Origin of the sequence: Mesorhizobium muleiense (genome assembly GCF_900099905.1) — a bacterium.
GTDB lineage: Bacteria > Pseudomonadota > Alphaproteobacteria > Rhizobiales > Rhizobiaceae > Mesorhizobium > Mesorhizobium muleiense.
In genome coordinates, this window is the sequence record NZ_FNEE01000033.1 from 14,684 (window position 1) to 31,413 (window position 16,730).

At 64.5% G+C, this 16,730-nt stretch carries 10 protein-coding genes; 3 read left to right on the forward strand and 7 right to left on the reverse strand.

Features of this window, described 5'->3' with window-relative positions:
* The first annotated feature begins 172 nt into the window (after positions 1–172).
* Both BLT09_RS31045 and pdeM read left to right on the forward strand, forming a co-directional pair.
* Complete coding sequence (locus BLT09_RS31045; RefSeq protein WP_091600318.1) at positions 173–2,683, forward strand: ligase-associated DNA damage response DEXH box helicase; 2,511 nt, start codon at positions 173–175, stop codon at positions 2,681–2,683.
* Positions 2,680–3,396 carry a ligase-associated DNA damage response endonuclease PdeM gene (gene pdeM, locus BLT09_RS31050; protein WP_091600319.1) on the forward strand — a complete coding sequence of 239 codons (717 nt, stop codon included), beginning with the start codon at positions 2,680–2,682 and terminating at the stop codon, positions 3,394–3,396. The genes BLT09_RS31045 and pdeM overlap by 4 nt, the downstream gene beginning before the upstream one ends.
* A 6-nt stretch (positions 3,397–3,402) precedes the next feature.
* Here the strand turns inward: pdeM and BLT09_RS31055 are convergent, their stop codons facing one another.
* From BLT09_RS31055 to BLT09_RS31065, 3 genes are read right to left on the reverse strand one after another with little or no spacing between them, the layout of a single operon-like run.
* Positions 3,403–4,338, reverse strand: coding sequence for a dimethyl sulfoxide reductase anchor subunit family protein (locus BLT09_RS31055; protein WP_091600320.1), 936 nt, complete (start codon positions 4,336–4,338; stop codon positions 3,403–3,405).
* A gap of 15 nt (positions 4,339–4,353) precedes the next feature.
* Positions 4,354–5,088, reverse strand: a complete 735-nt coding sequence (locus BLT09_RS31060) for a 4Fe-4S dicluster domain-containing protein (protein WP_091600321.1) — start codon at positions 5,086–5,088, stop codon at positions 4,354–4,356.
* On the reverse strand, positions 5,085–8,018 hold the full coding sequence (locus BLT09_RS31065; protein WP_091600322.1) for a molybdopterin oxidoreductase family protein: 2,934 nt from the start codon (positions 8,016–8,018) through the stop codon (positions 5,085–5,087). The genes BLT09_RS31060 and BLT09_RS31065 overlap by 4 nt, the downstream gene beginning before the upstream one ends.
* Before the next feature lie 279 nt (positions 8,019–8,297).
* Here BLT09_RS31065 and BLT09_RS31070 point away from each other — a divergent pair, with 279 nt between their 5' ends.
* Complete coding sequence (locus tag BLT09_RS31070; protein WP_091600323.1) at positions 8,298–9,200, forward strand: LysR substrate-binding domain-containing protein; 903 nt, start codon at positions 8,298–8,300, stop codon at positions 9,198–9,200.
* A 6-nt stretch (positions 9,201–9,206) separates the two neighbouring features.
* On the opposite strand, the gene BLT09_RS31075 is transcribed toward BLT09_RS31070, so the two are convergent.
* The 4 genes from BLT09_RS31075 to BLT09_RS31090 form a co-directional block, all read right to left on the reverse strand.
* A complete protein-coding gene (locus tag BLT09_RS31075) occupies positions 9,207–10,463 on the reverse strand; it encodes an Hsp70 family protein (RefSeq protein ID WP_091600324.1) in 1,257 nt (418 codons plus the stop codon).
* A gap of 109 nt (positions 10,464–10,572) precedes the next feature.
* Positions 10,573–11,364 carry a TIGR02186 family protein gene (locus tag BLT09_RS31080; protein WP_091600325.1) on the reverse strand — a complete coding sequence of 264 codons (792 nt, stop codon included), beginning with the start codon at positions 11,362–11,364 and terminating at the stop codon, positions 10,573–10,575.
* The gene (locus BLT09_RS31085; RefSeq protein ID WP_091600326.1) at positions 11,364–12,287 is read right to left on the reverse strand and encodes a sulfite exporter TauE/SafE family protein; all 924 of its coding nucleotides are present in this window, start codon (positions 12,285–12,287) and stop codon (positions 11,364–11,366) included. Before BLT09_RS31085 ends, BLT09_RS31080 begins: the two co-directional genes overlap by 1 nt.
* A gap of 189 nt (positions 12,288–12,476) precedes the next feature.
* Positions 12,477–16,472, reverse strand: coding sequence for a peptidoglycan-binding protein (locus tag BLT09_RS31090; RefSeq protein WP_091600327.1), 3,996 nt, complete (start codon positions 16,470–16,472; stop codon positions 12,477–12,479).
* Positions 16,473–16,730: the final 258 nt, after the last annotated feature.

Below are 16,730 nucleotides of genomic sequence, written 5' to 3' on the forward strand. Positions count from 1 at the left end.
CCCCCAAGTGGGGGAGATGTCCGGCAGGACAGAGGGGGGCGCCGTAGAGCGCCAACCTCAATAGCGACCGAGCATTGACCGATGCCCTACAAGGGGGGGAAGGAAAAGCGCACGATCACCTTTTGTTCCGATTCTGCTTGGCGATTGCACGGCACCGCGCTACCTCTGGCGGGTGACAGAGCAGCCGCGCCTCGCCGAACAGAATGCCGCCGTGCGATTGCCCGAGCCATTCCTCAAATGGTTCGCGCAAAGAGGCTGGTCGCCGCGCGCCCACCAGATAGAATTGCTGGCGACTGCCCAGGCCGGGCAATCGGTTCTGCTGATCGCGCCGACCGGCGCCGGCAAGACGCTGGCCGGATTTCTGCCTTCACTAACCGAGTTGGCCGGGCGGCCAGGGGGAAAGCCAGGGCAGGCGCGTCGCGGCATCCATACGTTGTACATCTCGCCGCTGAAAGCGCTGGCCGTCGACATCGAGCGCAATCTCGGCAAGCCGGTGGAAGAGATCGGCCTGTCCGTCACCATCGAGACGCGCACCGGCGACACGCCCGCGCACAAGCGCCAGCGGCAGAAGCTGGCCCCGCCCGACATCCTTCTGACGACGCCCGAGCAACTGGCGCTGCTGATTGCTGCGCCCGACGCCAGGCGCTTCTTCGAGGATCTGCGCTATGTGGTGCTCGACGAACTGCATTCCTTGGTGACGTCGAAGCGCGGGCATCTCCTGTCGCTCGGACTGGCTCGGCTGCGATCCTTTGTTCCCGGCTTGCAGACGATCGGCCTGTCGGCGACGGTCGCCGAGCCGGACGAATTGCGGCGCTGGCTGGTCAGTCAGAATCCACCCGGCTGCATGGCCGAATTGATCGTCGTCACCGGCGGCGCCAAGCCCGACATCTCCATCCTCGACTCGGAACAGCACGTGCCGTGGGCCGGACATTCGGCCCGCTACGCGACACCGGAGATCTATAGCGAGATCAAGCGACACAAGACGACCCTGCTGTTCGTCAACACGCGCAGCCAGGCCGAACTGCTGTTCCAGGAATTGTGGCGGGTCAATGAGGACACTTTGCCGATCGCGCTGCATCACGGCTCGCTCGATGTCGCCCAGCGCCGGCGCGTCGAAAAAGCCATGGGCGAGAATGCCTTGCGTGCCATCGTCGCCACGTCGACGCTCGACCTCGGCATCGACTGGGGCGATGTCGACCTGGTCGTGCATGTCGGCGCTCCCAAAGGTGCGAGCCGGCTGGCGCAGCGCATCGGCCGCGCCAACCACCGCATGGATGAGCCGTCGAAGGCGATCCTGATTCCGGCCAACCGCTTCGAGGTGCTGGAATGCCGGGCGGCGCTCGACGCCAATTATCTCGGCGCCCAGGACACGCCGCCACTGGTCAATGGCGGGCTCGACGTGCTGGCGCAGCATGTCCTGGGTTGCGCCTGCGGCGCGCCTTTTCATGCCGATGCGCTGTTCGAGGAGGTGCGAACCGCCGCGCCCTATGCCGAACTCGACCGGCCGACGTTCGATCGTGTCGTCGACTTCGTCGCCACCGGCGGATATGCGCTGAAAAACTACGAGCGCTACGCCCGCATCCGCCTGAACAAGGACGGGTTGTGGCGCGTGTCCAATCCTCGCATCGCCCAGCAGTACCGGCTGAATATCGGCACCATCATCGAGGTGCCGGCGCTCAACGTGCGTTATGTCAAAGGCTCTGCCTCGCGCGGCGGCCGGGTTCTCGGCAAGATCGAGGAGGCGTTCCTCGAAACGCTGACGCATGGCGACACCTTCATGTTCGCCGGCAGGGTGCTGCGCTTCGAGGGCATCCGCGACAATGAGTGCTTCGTGTCGAATGCGCCCGGCAGTGACGCCAAGGTGCCCTATTATGGCGGCGGCAAATTCCCGCTTTCGACTTACCTCGCCGAACAGGTCCGCATCATGCTGGACGACCCGCAGCGCTGGAAGAAGCTGCCGGAACAGGTCGCCGACTGGCTGCGCTTCCAGGCCGACAAATCGGTGCTGCCGAAGCGCGACGACCTGCTGATCGAGACCTTTCCGCGCGGCAACCGCTACTATCTGGTGGCCTACCCGTTCGAGGGCAGGCTGGCGCACCAGACGCTTGGCATGCTGCTCACCCGCCGCCTCGACCGGGCGGGAGCCAGGCCGCTCGGCTTCGTCGCCACCGACTATGCGCTTGCCATCTGGTCGCTGGCCGATATGGGCAGGATGTTCCGGGCGAAGAAACCGTCGCTGGCCGCGCTTTTCGACCAGGACATGCTGGGCGACGATCTCGAAGCCTGGCTGGCCGGCAGCTGGCTTTTGAAGCGCACCTTTCGCAATTGCGCGCTCATCTCCGGACTGATCGACAAACGTCATCCGGGCCAGGAGAAGAGCGGCCGCCAGGTCACCGTCTCGACCGACCTCATCTACGACGTCCTGCGCAGCCATGAGCCCGACCACATCCTGCTGCAGGCGACGCGTGCCGACGCGGCCACGGGTCTGCTGGATGTCAGCAGACTTGCCGAGATGCTCTCGCGTATCAAGGGACGAATCGTGCATAAAGACCTCGAGCAGATTTCGCCGCTCGCCGTGCCGATCATGCTCGAGATCGGCAAGATGCCGGTGCATGGCGAGGCCGATGATACGCTGCTGATGGATGCGGCAACGCTGGTCGAGGAGGCCATGGGGACGAAATGACATTCGCACTCGCCATGACGGCGCTCCTGGCGGATGCCGATCCTATCGGCATCGCCGGCGAGCGTGCGATCTGCGATCGCCGCGGCGTGCTTTATTTTCCCGAGCTTCGGCTTCTGACCGTGTCCGACCTGCATCTGGAAAAGGGCTCGTCGCTGGCACGGCGCGGTACATTGATCCCGCCTTATGATACCGGTGCGACGTTGCTGCGATTGCAGGCGGTGATTGCCGATTATCAGCCGGCGATCGTCATCAGCCTCGGCGACAGCTTTCATGACGGCGGCGGCGCCGCGCGCATGCATTCAAGCTTTCGCGAACGCCTGGAGACGCTGATGGCCGGCCGCGACTGGTTCTGGGTTGCCGGCAATCATGACCCGGATGCGCCGGCCGACCTGCCCGGCGAGACGGTGCGCGAGCTGGCCATAGGCTCTCTCGTATTCCGGCACGAGCCTTCGGCGGTGAGAGTGGAAGGCGAGGTATCAGGTCATCTGCACCCTTGCGCCCGCATCGTGCAGCAGGGCCGCTCGGTGCGACGGCGCTGCTTTGCCGGCGACGGCGGCCGCATGATCATGCCGGCCTTCGGCGCCTATACCGGCTCGCTCAACGTGCTCGACCGCGCCTATGCCGGGCTGTTCCGCCGCGAGACGCTGATGGCCTATATGCTCGGCACCGAGCGCATTTTTGCGATTTCCCACGCGATGCTGCGGCCGGGCTGAGCTGCTCTACCGGCCGTAGTAGAGGGTGACGGTGTGTTTCGCTTCGGCGAAGAACAGCCAGCGTTCGACCAGCATGCCGGCGAATTGGGCTGATGTGGCGAGTGCCGACAGCACCGCCGCATAGGGCCATGGCAAGGCGAATGCGGCAATCAGCAGCAAGACGGGCAGAGCGAAGGCCAGCACTTGCGTGATCTGGCGCAGCCGCGCCTTGTGCTTGCGGGCGATGCGAAAGCCCATCTCCTTGAGCAGGTAGTTTTCTTCGGTGTGCGGCCATTCCAGCGACCGCACCGTACCGCCGGCAAGTCCGGTAGCGGTGTTGGCGTTGGTCGGGATTTCCAGCCTGTCATTGTATCGCCAATTTGCCAGCTTCCAGCCCCAGCCGAGCAAGGTCAGCAGTACGCAACCTGTCAGAACGATAGTCGAGCCGAGGGCGAAGCCCTGCAGCAGCGCGTTGAGAAGCACGCTGCCGCTCATCGCCGAAAAGATCAGGTAGCCGGGCAAAGTGAAGCGGCTGTGCCACTGGGCGATCGGCTTCAACGAGGCATAGATCATGCCGGTGGTGCAGACGGTGGCGACCGCGCCGACCGCAGCCAGCAGCCCGGCGACGGCCACCCAGCCGTTTGTGCGGCCGAGGAACAGCCAGCCGACGGCGAACAATCCCGTCGGCACGAAGGTCGCGACCGAGGCAACGCCTTCGCGCGACAGCCATGAGCTGCGCCATTGCGAGAATGCTCTCCAGGCGCGTTCTGGTCGGCCGAGATGGCCGGCCGACGACAACAGGCCGGCCGAGATCAGGCCGAGAGCCAGCCCCATGCCGACGAGGCCGAGCCAGAAGTCAGGCGGGACAAATCCTTGTCCGGCCAGCACGCCGAGCAGCGCGAGCAGGCCGTAACCGGCGCCCGTGGCAGTGGTGAAGAAGACGACGGAGAAGGCTGGATGCATGAGGCTGGTTGCTGGTCAATGCGAAAGCATGCGGTCGACCCAGCCGAGGAAACCGCCTTCAACCCGCAACGGTTCGAGCCTCGGCGCCGGCACCGATGCAGCGCGCGGCGTGTGGGCGCGCGGCGGCAAATATTTGTTGGTCGGGTGATAGCCGAGTTCGGGCATCAGGTCGACGCCGCCGCGTTCGGCCACCAGTTGCGAGATCGCCGATGCCGGGTCGCCGAGGTCGCCAAAGTGCCGCGCGCTGGTCGGACAGGCGGCGACGCAGGCCGGCACGCGGTCTTCTTCCGCCAGATTGTCGTTGTAGATGCGGTCGACGCACAGCGTGCACTTCTTCATCACGCCGACATCGGTATCGAACTCACGCGCGCCATAGGGGCAGGCCCAGCTGCACAATTTGCAGCCGATGCACTTGTCTTCGTCGACCAGCACGATGCCGTCCGAGGCCCGTTTGTAGGAGGCGCCGGTCGGGCAGACGGTGACGCAGGCCGGTGTCTCGCAATGCAGGCAGGAGCGTGGGAAATTGACCGTGCGCCCACCCATCTCCGTCATGTGCTCATAGCTGTGCACGCGGTTTAACCAGACCCCGTCGGCATCGCCGCCATAGGGATCGATGTCGGTCAGCGGCGCCATGTGACCGCCGGTGTTCCATTCCTTGCAGGCGGTAACGCAGGCTTGGCAACCGACGCAGGTGTCGAGGTCGATGACCAGGCCGAGCTTCTTGTCGGTATGGGCGGGAAGGCAGGTCATGATCTGGAAGCCTCTCTTGTCCGGCGGAATTCAGCGCCGAAACTGAGCTTGTCGGGCGAGGGCTCGAAATGCGGTGGCTGCCGGAAGCGCTCGAACTGCGGCTCGGTGAAGCCGGCTTCTTCAGCCGCGCATTTGACGATGCGGACGCGCAGGTCGAACCATGCCGCCTGGCCCGTGACCGGATCGGAATTCGAGTAGCGCTTGCCGTTCGCATCGGCAGAGATCTGGTCGCCGATGATGTGGTTGAGCAGGAAGCCGCGGTTGGATTCGGCCGCGTCGTCCTTCAGGCCCCAGCTGCCGCGCCGCTTGCCGATCGCGTTCCAGGTCCACACCGTGTCGGCGTTGACCCCGTCGACCAGCTTGATCTGTCCCTTGACCCTGCCGTTGATGCTCTCGATCCAAACCCAGTCGTCATCGGCAAGCCCGAGGCCGGCGGCGGTTCGGCTGTGCACGAACAGGCGGTTCTGGCTGGTGATCTGCCTGAGCCAGGCGTTCTGCGAGCCCCAGGAATGATACATGTGCATCGGCCGCTGCGTCAGAGCATGCAGAGGGTATTTCTCAACGTCGACAACCGCCTCCTCGAAGGGCGTGTACCAGAACGGCAACGGGTCCATATAGGTTTCGATGCGGCTGCGCTCCGGCTCCGGCGGCAGCACCCTGCCATGGCCGCGCGCGGCGAGGCGAAACCGCTGCATCGGCTCGGAATAGAGCTGGAACACGATCGGCTCGGCCTTCGGGATGAAACCCATGGTCTCGGCAAACTCGAGGTAGGATCGGTTGGCCATCTTGTAGTAGCGCTGGTCGTCGGCAAAATCGTGGTGCCAGAAGCCGCCATTGTCGATGTAGCGCCGAAGCTGGTCGGGATTGGCATCGCCCTTGCCGATCAAAATTCCGTCCTTGCCGCGCCAGCCGGCGAGCGGGCCGATGCCTGGCCTGCGCTCATGATTGACGATGTAATCGGCATAGTCGCGGTATTTGGCCGAGCCGTCGTCGGCGACGAAGCCGGGCAGGCCGAGCCGCGCGCCGAGCTCGATCAGCACCGTCTGGAACGCCCGCACGTCGCGGTCCGGCTCGACAACCGGATGACGGATGGCGTCACCCGGCCCATCGGCGTGGCTGATCGGCCGGTCGAGCAGGCTGATGCAGTCATGACGCTCGAGATAGGTCGTGTCGGGAAGCACGAGATCGGCGAACGGCACGGTCTCGGAATAATAGGCGTCGGAATAGATGATGAACGGGATCCTGTACTCGCCTGACGCATCCATATCGGTCAGCATCGCCATCGTCTCGACGGTATTCATCGACGAGTTCCAGGCCATGTTGGACATGTACATGAACAGCGTATCGATCCTGTAGGGGTCGCCGGCCCAGGCGTTACGGATGACCGTGTGCATGAGCCCGTGTGCTGCCAGCGGCGCATCCCAGGAATAGGCCTTGTCGATACGGATCGGCGTGCCGGTGTCATCGACCAGCAGATCGTCCGGGCCGCAGACGAAACCGAGCGGGATGCCTTCGAGCGGCGTCATCGGCCTGACGTCCTTGCCCGCCGGCTTCGGCCCCGGCGGCGCCGACCGCGGATAGGGCGGCTTGAAGCGAAACCCGCCGGGCACGTCCACCGTACCCAGGAGTACTTGCAGCAGGTGGATGGCGCGGCAGGTGTGAAAACCGTTCGAATGCGCCGAGATGCCGCGCATCGCGTGCATCGACACCGGCCGGCCCTTGATCGTCTCGTGCCGGCGGCCGGCCCAGTCGGTCCACGCCACCGGCAGTTCGATCGCCTGCTCGAAGGCGACATGCGCCAGTTCGGCGGCGATGCGGCGGATGGTGTCGGCGGTAACGCCGCAGCGTTCGGCGACCGCATCGGGAGAATGGCTCTCCTGCAGATAGCGGTCGGCAACGAGCTGGAAGACCGGAACGCAGCGGCGGCCATCGACCTGGAAGTTGCCGGTCAACGCCGGTTTTGCACCATTATCGGTGGCGCTGACGGAGACTTTGGCCAGCCTGTCCCAGGCCAGCGGATTGCCGCCGCTGTCGCGTGCGAACAGCCCGTCATCGGCTGCACCCGGCTCCTGGATGACGAGGATATGGGCGTTGGTGTAGCGCAGCAAATAATCGAGATCGACGCGGCCGGCCTTCAGCAGTTCATGGATGAGAGCAAACACGAACAGGCCGTCGGTGCCGGGCCGGATGCCGATCCAGTCATCGGCAATGGCGTTGTAGCCGGTGCGGCATGGATTGATCGAGACCACCTTGGCGCCGTGCGCCTTGAGCTTGCCGAGACCGATCTTGATCGGGTTGGAATCATGGTCCTCGGCGACGCCGAACAGCATGAAGTACCTGGTGTTGTCCCAGTCGGGTTCGCCGAACTCCCAGAACGAGCCGCCGATCGTATAGAGCCCGCCGGCCGCCATGTTGACCGAGCAGAAGCCGCCATGGGCGGCGAAATTCGGCGTGCCGAACTGGCTCGCCCACCAGCCGGTCAACGATTGCGACTGGTCGCGCCCGGTGAAGAAGGCGAGTTTCTTCGGATCGGTGCGGCGGATTTTCGAAAGCCGTTCCGTGGCGATCGAGAAAGCCTCCTCCCACTCGATCTCGCGAAATTCGCCGGTGCCGCGCGGACCGCTGCGCAGCAACGGTTTCTTCAACCGGGCCGGGCTGTAGTGCTGCATGATGCCGGCGCTGCCTTTGCCGCACAGCACGCCGCGATTGACCGGATGGTCCTTGTTGCCGTTGATGTAGCGGACCTTGCCGTCCTTGATGTGGACGTCGATGCCGCACCGGCAGGCGCACATGTAGCAGGTGGTCTTGGCGATGCTGTCGGAGACGTCAGGTGAGGTATCGACGCCGTCGCCCTCGTCGGGCGCGCGGGTGTTGGCAAGCGACCGTTGGGACGGTGCGGAATTGGCGCCGCGCAGCGGTCCGTGGTTCATGATTCGGGGCTTTTGCGGTCTGCGAATTTGGCTCTCGTCTTCGGCCCGGGGCCGCGCATGTAGTGTTCTTCCGGATGATAACGGTCGCCGGCAAGCCGACGCCGCAGACCGCGGGTCCAATGGGCAAACAAGGATTTGAACCGCCCGATCACTTTTCTACCCGTTGCAGGTTGGCCGCGATTTTTTTCCAACTCCGCCGGGAAAATTAGAACAAAGCAATCGATCTGTCTAACAAGTTGCTCTTGTAATTCCAATCGAACTTGTTTCTTAATTCTCCGCATGACCCTGGACCAACTGCGGATATTCGTTGCCGTCGCCGAACGGGCGCACATGACCAAGGCGGCCGAACTGCTGGGCATTTCCCAGTCGGCCGCCTCGGCCGCCATCCGCTCGCTCGAACAGCAGCATGGCGTCCAGCTGTTCAACCGGGTCGGTCGCAACATCGAACTGGCGCAGACCGGGCGCAGGTTTCTGCCCGAGGCGAAGGCCGTGCTCGAACGGGCGGCTGCCGCCCACGACGTGCTGGAGCACGTCTCGCAGACGATCACCGGCAGCCTTTCCATCGCCGCCAGCCAGACCATCGCCAGCTACTGGCTGCCGCGCCGGCTGGCCTCCTTCCACGAGGCCTATCCCGCCGTCAGGCTGAGCGTGACCATCGGCAACACCAGGCAGGTTGAGACCACCGTACTCGACGGTACGGCTGATTTTGGCCTGGTCGAGGGGCGCACTGAATCGGACATATTGCGGCGCGCCAAGGTCGATGTGGATCGCCTGATGCTGGTCGTGGCGCATTCACATCCCGAGATCGCCGAAGTCTCGCGCGGGCATCCCGATATCAGGGAACTCCGCTGGATCATCAGGGAAGGCGGATCGGGCACTCGCGAGGTGCTGGAAGATCTTGCCCGCCGCGAAGGGATATCGTTCGCAGAGCTGCGGATATTCCTGGTGCTGCCGAGCAACGAGGCGGTCCGTCAGGCGGTCGAGGCCGGCGCCGGCGCCACCATCATTTCGGAGCTCGTTGTCGAACGCGCGGTTGCCGAAGGCAGCCTGCGAGCCGTGTCGATCGATCTGCCAAAGCGCGATTTCGCCATGATCACGCATCGTGACCGGCAGGCAAGTCTGGCCCAGATGGCGCTCAAGGCGCATCTGGGCGTGAGGGCCGGCGAGACCGTCCGCGGGTAAGCCGGGTCAGCCGAATTTCCGCTGCGCATCGAGCGCCAGCCCAAGCCCGACCGAGCCGAACATGTCACCTTCGATGACCGACGCCTGCGGCACCAGGGCCAATATCTGCTGCCTTGCCAGCGGAATGGCGGTCGATCCGCCGGTCAGGAACACCGCGGTGATGTCGGACGGTTTCACCTGCGCGTCGCGGATCGTCTCACCAACCGTCGCGGCCACCCGTTCGATATACCTGGCGATCGTGTCGTCGATCCCGGCGCGCGTAATTTCGGTCGCAAACTTCGCTCCCGTCAGCGCGACCATCACCTCGGCGGACGGTTGCTCCGTCAGCTCGATCTTGGCCCTCTCGACCAAAGCGGCCAGCGCGTGCCCGTAACGATGCTCGACGATGTCGATGAAGCGGTCGACCAGGTCGGCGCGTTCCGCCTCGTAGCGGATCTGGAGCAGATGCGTCATCGCGCGGGCGGTGTAGACCAGATTGATGCGCTGCCATGTCGCCAGGTCGATGAAGTAGCTGGCCGGCAAGTTGCGCTTGCCGTCCTTGGTCGGCGAGAGGTAGCCGAGTTGCGGCATCACATGGGCGATGCTCAACAGCCGGTCGAAGTCGGTGCCGCCGATGTGGATGCCTCGGCTGGCCAGGATGTCGTCCTTGCGATCGAGGGAGCGGGCGCGCTGCGGCGAGACCCGCACGATCGAGAAGTCGGACGTGCCGCCGCCCATGTCGACGATCAGCGCCAGTTCTTCGCGCGTCACCTTCTGCTCGTAGTCGAGCGCCGCCGCGATCGGCTCGAACTGGAAGGCGATATGCTTGAAGCCCTGGGTACGGGCCGCGTTTTCGAGTTCACCTTCGGCCTTGGCATCGGCCTCGGCATCGTCGTCGACGAACTGCACGGGACGACCGAGCACCACGCTTTCAACCGTATCGTCCGTATCCTCTTCCAGCCTTTTCCTGAGGTGACCGACGAACAGACCGATGATCTCGGTGAAGGCGATCGATCGGGTTTTGATGCGCGTCTTTTCATGGACTAGCGTACCGCTGAGTACGCTCTTCAGCGAGCGCATCAGGCGACCCTCGATGCTGTCGGTATAGTTGGCTATGGCGCGGCGCCCAAAGTAGGTGCGGTTGTCCTCGAAATTGAAGAACACCGCGCTGGGCAGCGTCACCTCGCCGTCTTCCAGCGCCACCAGTTGCGGCTGCCCGTCCCTGATCACGCCGACGGTGGAATTCGAAGTGCCGAAGTCGATACCGCCGAATGCTGGTCGCATCTCAAAGTCCTGTATTTTTTATTTGGGGAGCGACAGCCGGTGTTCGGCCGGGCCGGGGTCGCGGTCTAACCCACGAGCGTAAAAAGGGGAACCGCCTGTTGAAGAGAGTTTAATCCTTCCGGAAGACGAGCCTTCCGAGCCAGCCGGTCAGCATGGCCAACGACACCGCGAAGACGCCATACAGGAAAGAATAATCGTGGGCGACGCGGAAGATCGACTGTTCGAAACCGGATTTGCGGATTTCGAGCTGGGCGGAGCTTTCCTTGATGAACAGGCCGCTCTTGAACAGGAACGCGCGTGCCTTGTGGGTGCCGACCGGAACATTGGGGGCGAGCCTGACGGTGGCGCGGAACAGGTTCTGCGACAGGAACTGCACGCCGCCGACATTCACGCTGTAGAGGCCGGTCGCCGTCTTGCGCTCGCGCAGCGCTGCGGTGAATTCCTGGATGGTCGCCGGACTGTCGTCAACGTCGGCCGGCTGCATGTAGATGTTGGCGGCGCCGAGCGACAGTTGCTTGTAGCTGTTGGGGTCGGTGACGTCCTGCAGCGGGCGCGTCGTCGCCACCGAATAGGACACCGGCACATTCTTGAAGGTCTCGGACTCCAGATTGATCCAGATGCCGAGCACCCGGTCCTTGCGGCGCACGACGACCTTCCGGGCCGGACCCTCAAGCACGACGACGATGTCATAGCGCCCCTGGCGCGCGACACGCGGGTCGGCATTTTCCAATGAGCCGAAGATGGTGAGGTCGGCGCCGGAAAAGCCGGCGGTGATTGAGACATGGTCGGTGGACAGGCCGATCTGGATGTTTTCGGTAACCGGCGTCTGCGTTCTTGCCGGTGACGAGGCGGCGAACAGCGACAGCGAGGCAACGGCCAGGAACGTCCTAAAACCCGCCATCAGGTCGGATCCGCGCCGGACAGCGAATAGAGGCTGGGCGGCGTCACGAACAGATCGATGGCGAGCCGGATGGCAACCGCCAGGACCAGCAGTGCCAGCAGCGCCCTGAGCTGCTCGCCGCGCAGCCTTTGGCCGGCCTTGGCGCCGTATTGCGCGCCGGCGACGCCGCCCGCCATCAACAAGAAGGCGAGCATGACGTCGACCGTCTGGTTGGTGGTGGCATGGACCAGCGTGGTGTAGGCCGAGGTGAAGATGATCTGGAACAGCGAGGTGCCGACGACGACGTTGGTCGGCACTTTCAAGAGATAGATCAGCGCCGGCACCATGATGAAGCCGCCGCCGACGCCCATGATCGACGACAGGAAACCGATGCCGGCGCCGAGGCCGAGCACCGGGATGACGCTGACGAAAAGCTTCGAGGCCCTGAACCGCATCTTCAGCGGCAAGCGGTGGATCCAGTTGTGCTGGCCGGATTTCTTCAGCACCGGTGCCGCGCCGCTGCGCGCGGCGCGCAGCGCATTGACGCTCTCGACCAGCATCAGCCCGCCAACGGTGCCGAGCAGCACGACGTAGAGCAGCGAGATGAACAGGTCGAGTTGGCCGAGCCGGCGCAAGAAGCCAAAGACGAAGATGCCGCCGGTCGAGCCGACGATGCCGCCGGCCAAAAGCACACCGCCGAGCTTGAAGTCGAGCGTGCCGCGCTTCACGTGCGACAATGCGCCGGAGAAGGAGGAGGCGATGACCTGGTTGGCGCCGGTGGCGACTGCGATCGCCGGCGGTATGTTGTAGAAGATCAGCAGCGGCGTGATCAGGAAGCCGCCGCCCACTCCGAACATGCCCGAGAGGAAACCCACCGCCGCGCCCATGGCCAGCAGCACGAAAATGTTGACGGAAATTTCCGCGATCGGGAGATAGATGCCCACCCGTCAGTCTCGATCAGTTTGCCCGTCGGCGAATGCAACCGTGGCGGGCATTCGCGCCAAAAGCCTGTCCGTTCTTGCGCCGGCCGGGCGGCGAAGTCAAACCTCGCCACGTCGCCGAAACAAAAAACAACTCAATCAGTTAACAGGCAAATGTGTGGCAAAGGCGTCGCGGAAACGACGCATCTGCCGTTATTTGCGCGCAAGCAGCGCCTTGACCAGCTTTTCGTCGACCGTGCCGGTGGGCTTCAGGTCGTTGTCAGTCTGGAAAGCCATGATGGCATCCTTGGTTTTCTGGCCCATCACGCCGTCGTCATTACCGGCTTCGTAGCCGTTCTTGTTGAGAATGCGCTGGATGTTCTGAACGACCTTCTTCATGTCGACGCTGGCGGTCGTCTGCGGCGTGCCGTCCTGCCACGATTCGGGAATATCGGCCGAATTGGCCGCAGGATCGAGCGGCTTTGCCTTCCACAGCTCCGTGGCGGCGCGTGCGCGTTCGAGCTGCTCGGGCCTGAGTGCCTTGGCGATCTCGTCGCGCTTTGCCGCCGCATCCTTGTCGCCGGTCTTGGCGACGAGCGCGAACCATTTGTAGGACTCTTCGAGATTCTGCTTCATGCCGACGCCCTTCGCCGCCAGGATGCCGAGATTGAACTGGCTGTCCTTGACGCCGAGATCGGCGGCGGCCTGGAACCAGTGCGCGGCCGATTCATTGTCGGTCACGCCGTCCGCCGCCATGGCGAAGAGCACGGCGAGGTTGTGCATGGCGCTGGCGTTGCCCTGCGCGGCGGCGAGCTGGTACCAGGTCTTCGCCTTCTTGACGTCGCGCGCGACGCCGGTGCCCTTCTCGTAGAAGTTGCCGATGCGGTATTCCGCCGGTGCGAAGCCGAGCTCGGCTGATTTCTCGTACCATTTGGCGGCCGCTGCCATGTCTTGCTTGACGCCGCGCGATTCGGCGTAGCGCGAGCCGATCTCGAACAGTGCCTTGGCGTCGCCGCCGGCCGCTGCGTCACGCAAGGCAGCCGGGCCGGCATCGGCTGGAATGTCGATCTTGGCAGTGGCCGCCGCCGTCGAAGCAACCGCTGACGTGACCGTGCCGGTCATGTCCTGGGTCGCGGGCGTGGCGTCCGGCGCGGTGGCCATTGGTTCGGCGTCCGCAGCCGTCGGGCCCGCAGGTGCCGACGCTGTCACGTTCGCCGCCGCCGGATCGGGCGACGTCGTTGAAGCCATTGATGCAGGAACAGGCTCGGCCGCGGACCCTGAGTCGATCGGCGTTTCGGCATCTGCCGATCTCTCGTTATCCGACGGCGTGGCGATGGCGGCCTGCGCCGGCATGTCGTCCTCGGCTACCGATTCGGATGGCTCTGCCTGTCGGACAGCGTGGTCTGGTGCGCTATCCCCTGCAGTTTCTGTGTCCGTCTTCGGCTCGTTGACGGTACCGATCGATGCGCTTTCCGCTGGCTGCGCGGCCGCCATCGGCGCCGTGTCGTTGCTGGCAATATCGACCGGGTCGGAAACAAAGGCCTTGCCCAATTGCAGGCCGGCGAGCGCCAGCATGACCGCGGCGGCTGCCATCAGAATCGGCTTGCGTCGCGCCTTGAGCAAGTCGCCGATCCTGAGCGCCTTTACCGGCCCCCTCATCGTCGATTGCCGCTTGAGAGCGTCGGCCTCGGCAGCGGCCGCTTGCGCCGCGCGCCTGGCTGCGGCGATGAAGTCGGATTTCGATGCGTCGGCATTGCCGGCCCTGCCGGGCGGGCCGCGTTCGTCGCGCACGCGCTTCATGATGGCGTTGAGGTCAGGTGGGCCGGAGCCGGGCTCCAGCGGCCGGTTGGCAACCTTCGGGTCCAGCGGCTCGTCGAGATCGGCAATCGGTATCTCGACATCAGGCGCGGAGCCGGCAAGCGGCGGAACGATCGTCTCCTTCTTGGCCTTGAAGGCGCGCGCCAGTCCGCCGAGCATCGACTTCCGGCCGCCGGTCGGCTGGCTTTTTTCCGCCGTGTCCGAGCCAAGCGCCGCCATGGCTGCGGCCGCGGCGGCTTCGGCCGGCGTACGCGTGCCCGGGTCGCTACGCGTGCCCAGGTCGCTACGCGTGCCCGGTTCGCTATGGGAACCTGGTTCATCACTGATCATGGCAGAGACATGGCTGTCGAGGTCGGCCATGTCTTCCGTCAGCGGCGATGGCTGGTCGATGTCCATGGACGGCGCGTCACGTACGGCCATCTTTGACGATCGCACGCCGCGCCAGCTGTCCGGCTCGGCCGGCTGCGTATTCAGAAGTTCGCTCACAGCGTCGGCCGGCTCGTCGGTTTCCAGCGAGCCCAGCCGGTCGACGATCTTGAGCAGCGTGTCGTGGATGGCTTCGAAGGTCCTCGAATTGCGCTCGTCGGAACGGCGCGTCAGTGCTTCGAGCGTCTTCAGATCCTGGGCGAGGCCAGAGACGGCCGCCGTGTTGGCACTGGAGCCCGCCAACGAACGGACGGCGCTCTCGGCTGCCTCGCGCGCCGCGCTGAGGATGGAATCGCGGGTGCCAGCCAGCGACTTCTCGATTTCGTTGAGTCGAGGGCTGATATCCTCCAATTCCGGCAGTGGCGCGCCGGGTTTCGAAAGGTGCGCCGACAGGCCCGCGACCTGCGCTTCCAGGCTGCGGATCAGGGCCGGGTCGATGCCGGCGACTTGTGCCGCCGATGAATCCAGCCGGACTGAAATGTCTTCGAGCCGGCTTTCCAGGCCACGGATCGCCGCTTCACCTGCGTGATCGGGAACGCGCGTCTCCAAGCGCTGGGCCAGCGCGCTGAAGCGGGCGTCGAGGGCGTCCATGATGCCGGCCCCGTCGATCTGCGGCATGCGCTGGTCCAGCCTGTCGGCAACTTCGTCCAACCTGCGCTCGAGATCGCGAAACAGCATGTTGCCTTGTTCGATCGCGTCGCCCTGGCGGCGCTCCATCATGCCGGACAGCACGTCGAAACGCTGTTCCAGCCCCTGGAAGATATAGTCGGCGTCCGGCATGGCAGGCGCCCGGTCGATCTTGTCGGCAATAAGCGCGATCTGCTTGTCGAGACGCTCCATCGCCTGCTCAGGCAAATTGGCCCGGTTGGCAAGGTCGTCGACCCGGCTCGACAGCATGTTGAGGCGGTCGATGACCTCGCCGCTGGGGTGGACTTGCGTCACTTCCTCGATCTGTTCGGCAAGCGAGGCGATCCGCTTCTCGATACGCTCGAATGCTTCGGGGTCGAATGAATTGGCCTGCGCAGCGACGGTCGAGGCGACGATGGCGCGGGAAATCTCGTCCAGCCGCTCGTCGATCATCGCCAATGTGCTGCTGCCGAGACTGTCCTGCTGGCGGGCGAAATGCTCGACGGCGCCGGCAAGCGTGCGGACCTTCTCTTCGAGCGAGCGCAGCGAAAGCGATTCCGGCAGATTGTTGACGGCATTGCTGATCTGTTCGAGCCGTTCGGTCAGCATCGAAAGACCGGGTGCGTCCGACCGCTGTCGCTGATCGGCATCGACACGATCCTCAAACGCGGTCCAGCGGCGGTCGAACTCGTCCCAGCGGCGGCCGACCGCCTGCACGCTCTCCTCGCGCGCCAATGTGTCGAGCGCGGCCTTGACCTGCTCCAGATCGAGCCGGAGCATGTTGACGCTTCTGTCGTCGCTCTTTTCGGCCAGGGACTGGATGGCGCCGGAAAGCCGCTCGAACTCGACGCCGAGTTCGGCGCTGCCTTTGCCTCCCGCCGATAGGCCACCCGTCTGGGTGCTTGCCTGGAAAGCCCGCTCGATGTCGTTGCGCAGCGCTTCGAATTCGCGCTGCAGGCCGGCGGTCATCTGGTGGCGCAGTTCCTCGCGCAGGCCGCGCAATTCGCCGGCGATCTTGCCGACCACGGCGACGCCGTCTTCCTGGCCGCGCACGCGGTCGATGTCGCGGGCGATCGCCTGGTAATTCTCATCGAAGGCAGCCGGCGCCGGGCTTTTCGGCGACTGCGCCGGGCGCGGATCCTCATAGGGCCGGGCGCTGGCATAGCGCGGCTCCGCGCTCAGCCGGCGCGGATCGGGACGTTCGCTCAAGTCCTCGCGCGTCCGCTCCAGCCGCTGCTCCAGCGTTTCCAGGGAACGGTTGAGCTGTTCAAGCGTGGTGTACGCCCTGCGCTGCCGGCCGGTGTTGAGTGTATCGAGATAGGACCGCTTGCTGTTCATCGATGCGCCCGTTCACAATCGCTGCTGGCTTTATGACCAGTTCCCAAAGTCCTGCCGGAAACGAAGACGGCCGCGGCTTTGCTGCGGTGGACTCCGAAAAACCGTGAAAAATTCGCTACAGGATAACCACGGGTGACCGACATGCGCACAATTCGCCCAACGTGGTAAACAACGCGTTAACCAAGCTTAAGAAGTTGCAACGATGTTGACGAGCGCCTGAAGCGCCTGGCCATGCGCTGGCGGATGCGGCAAAAAGTT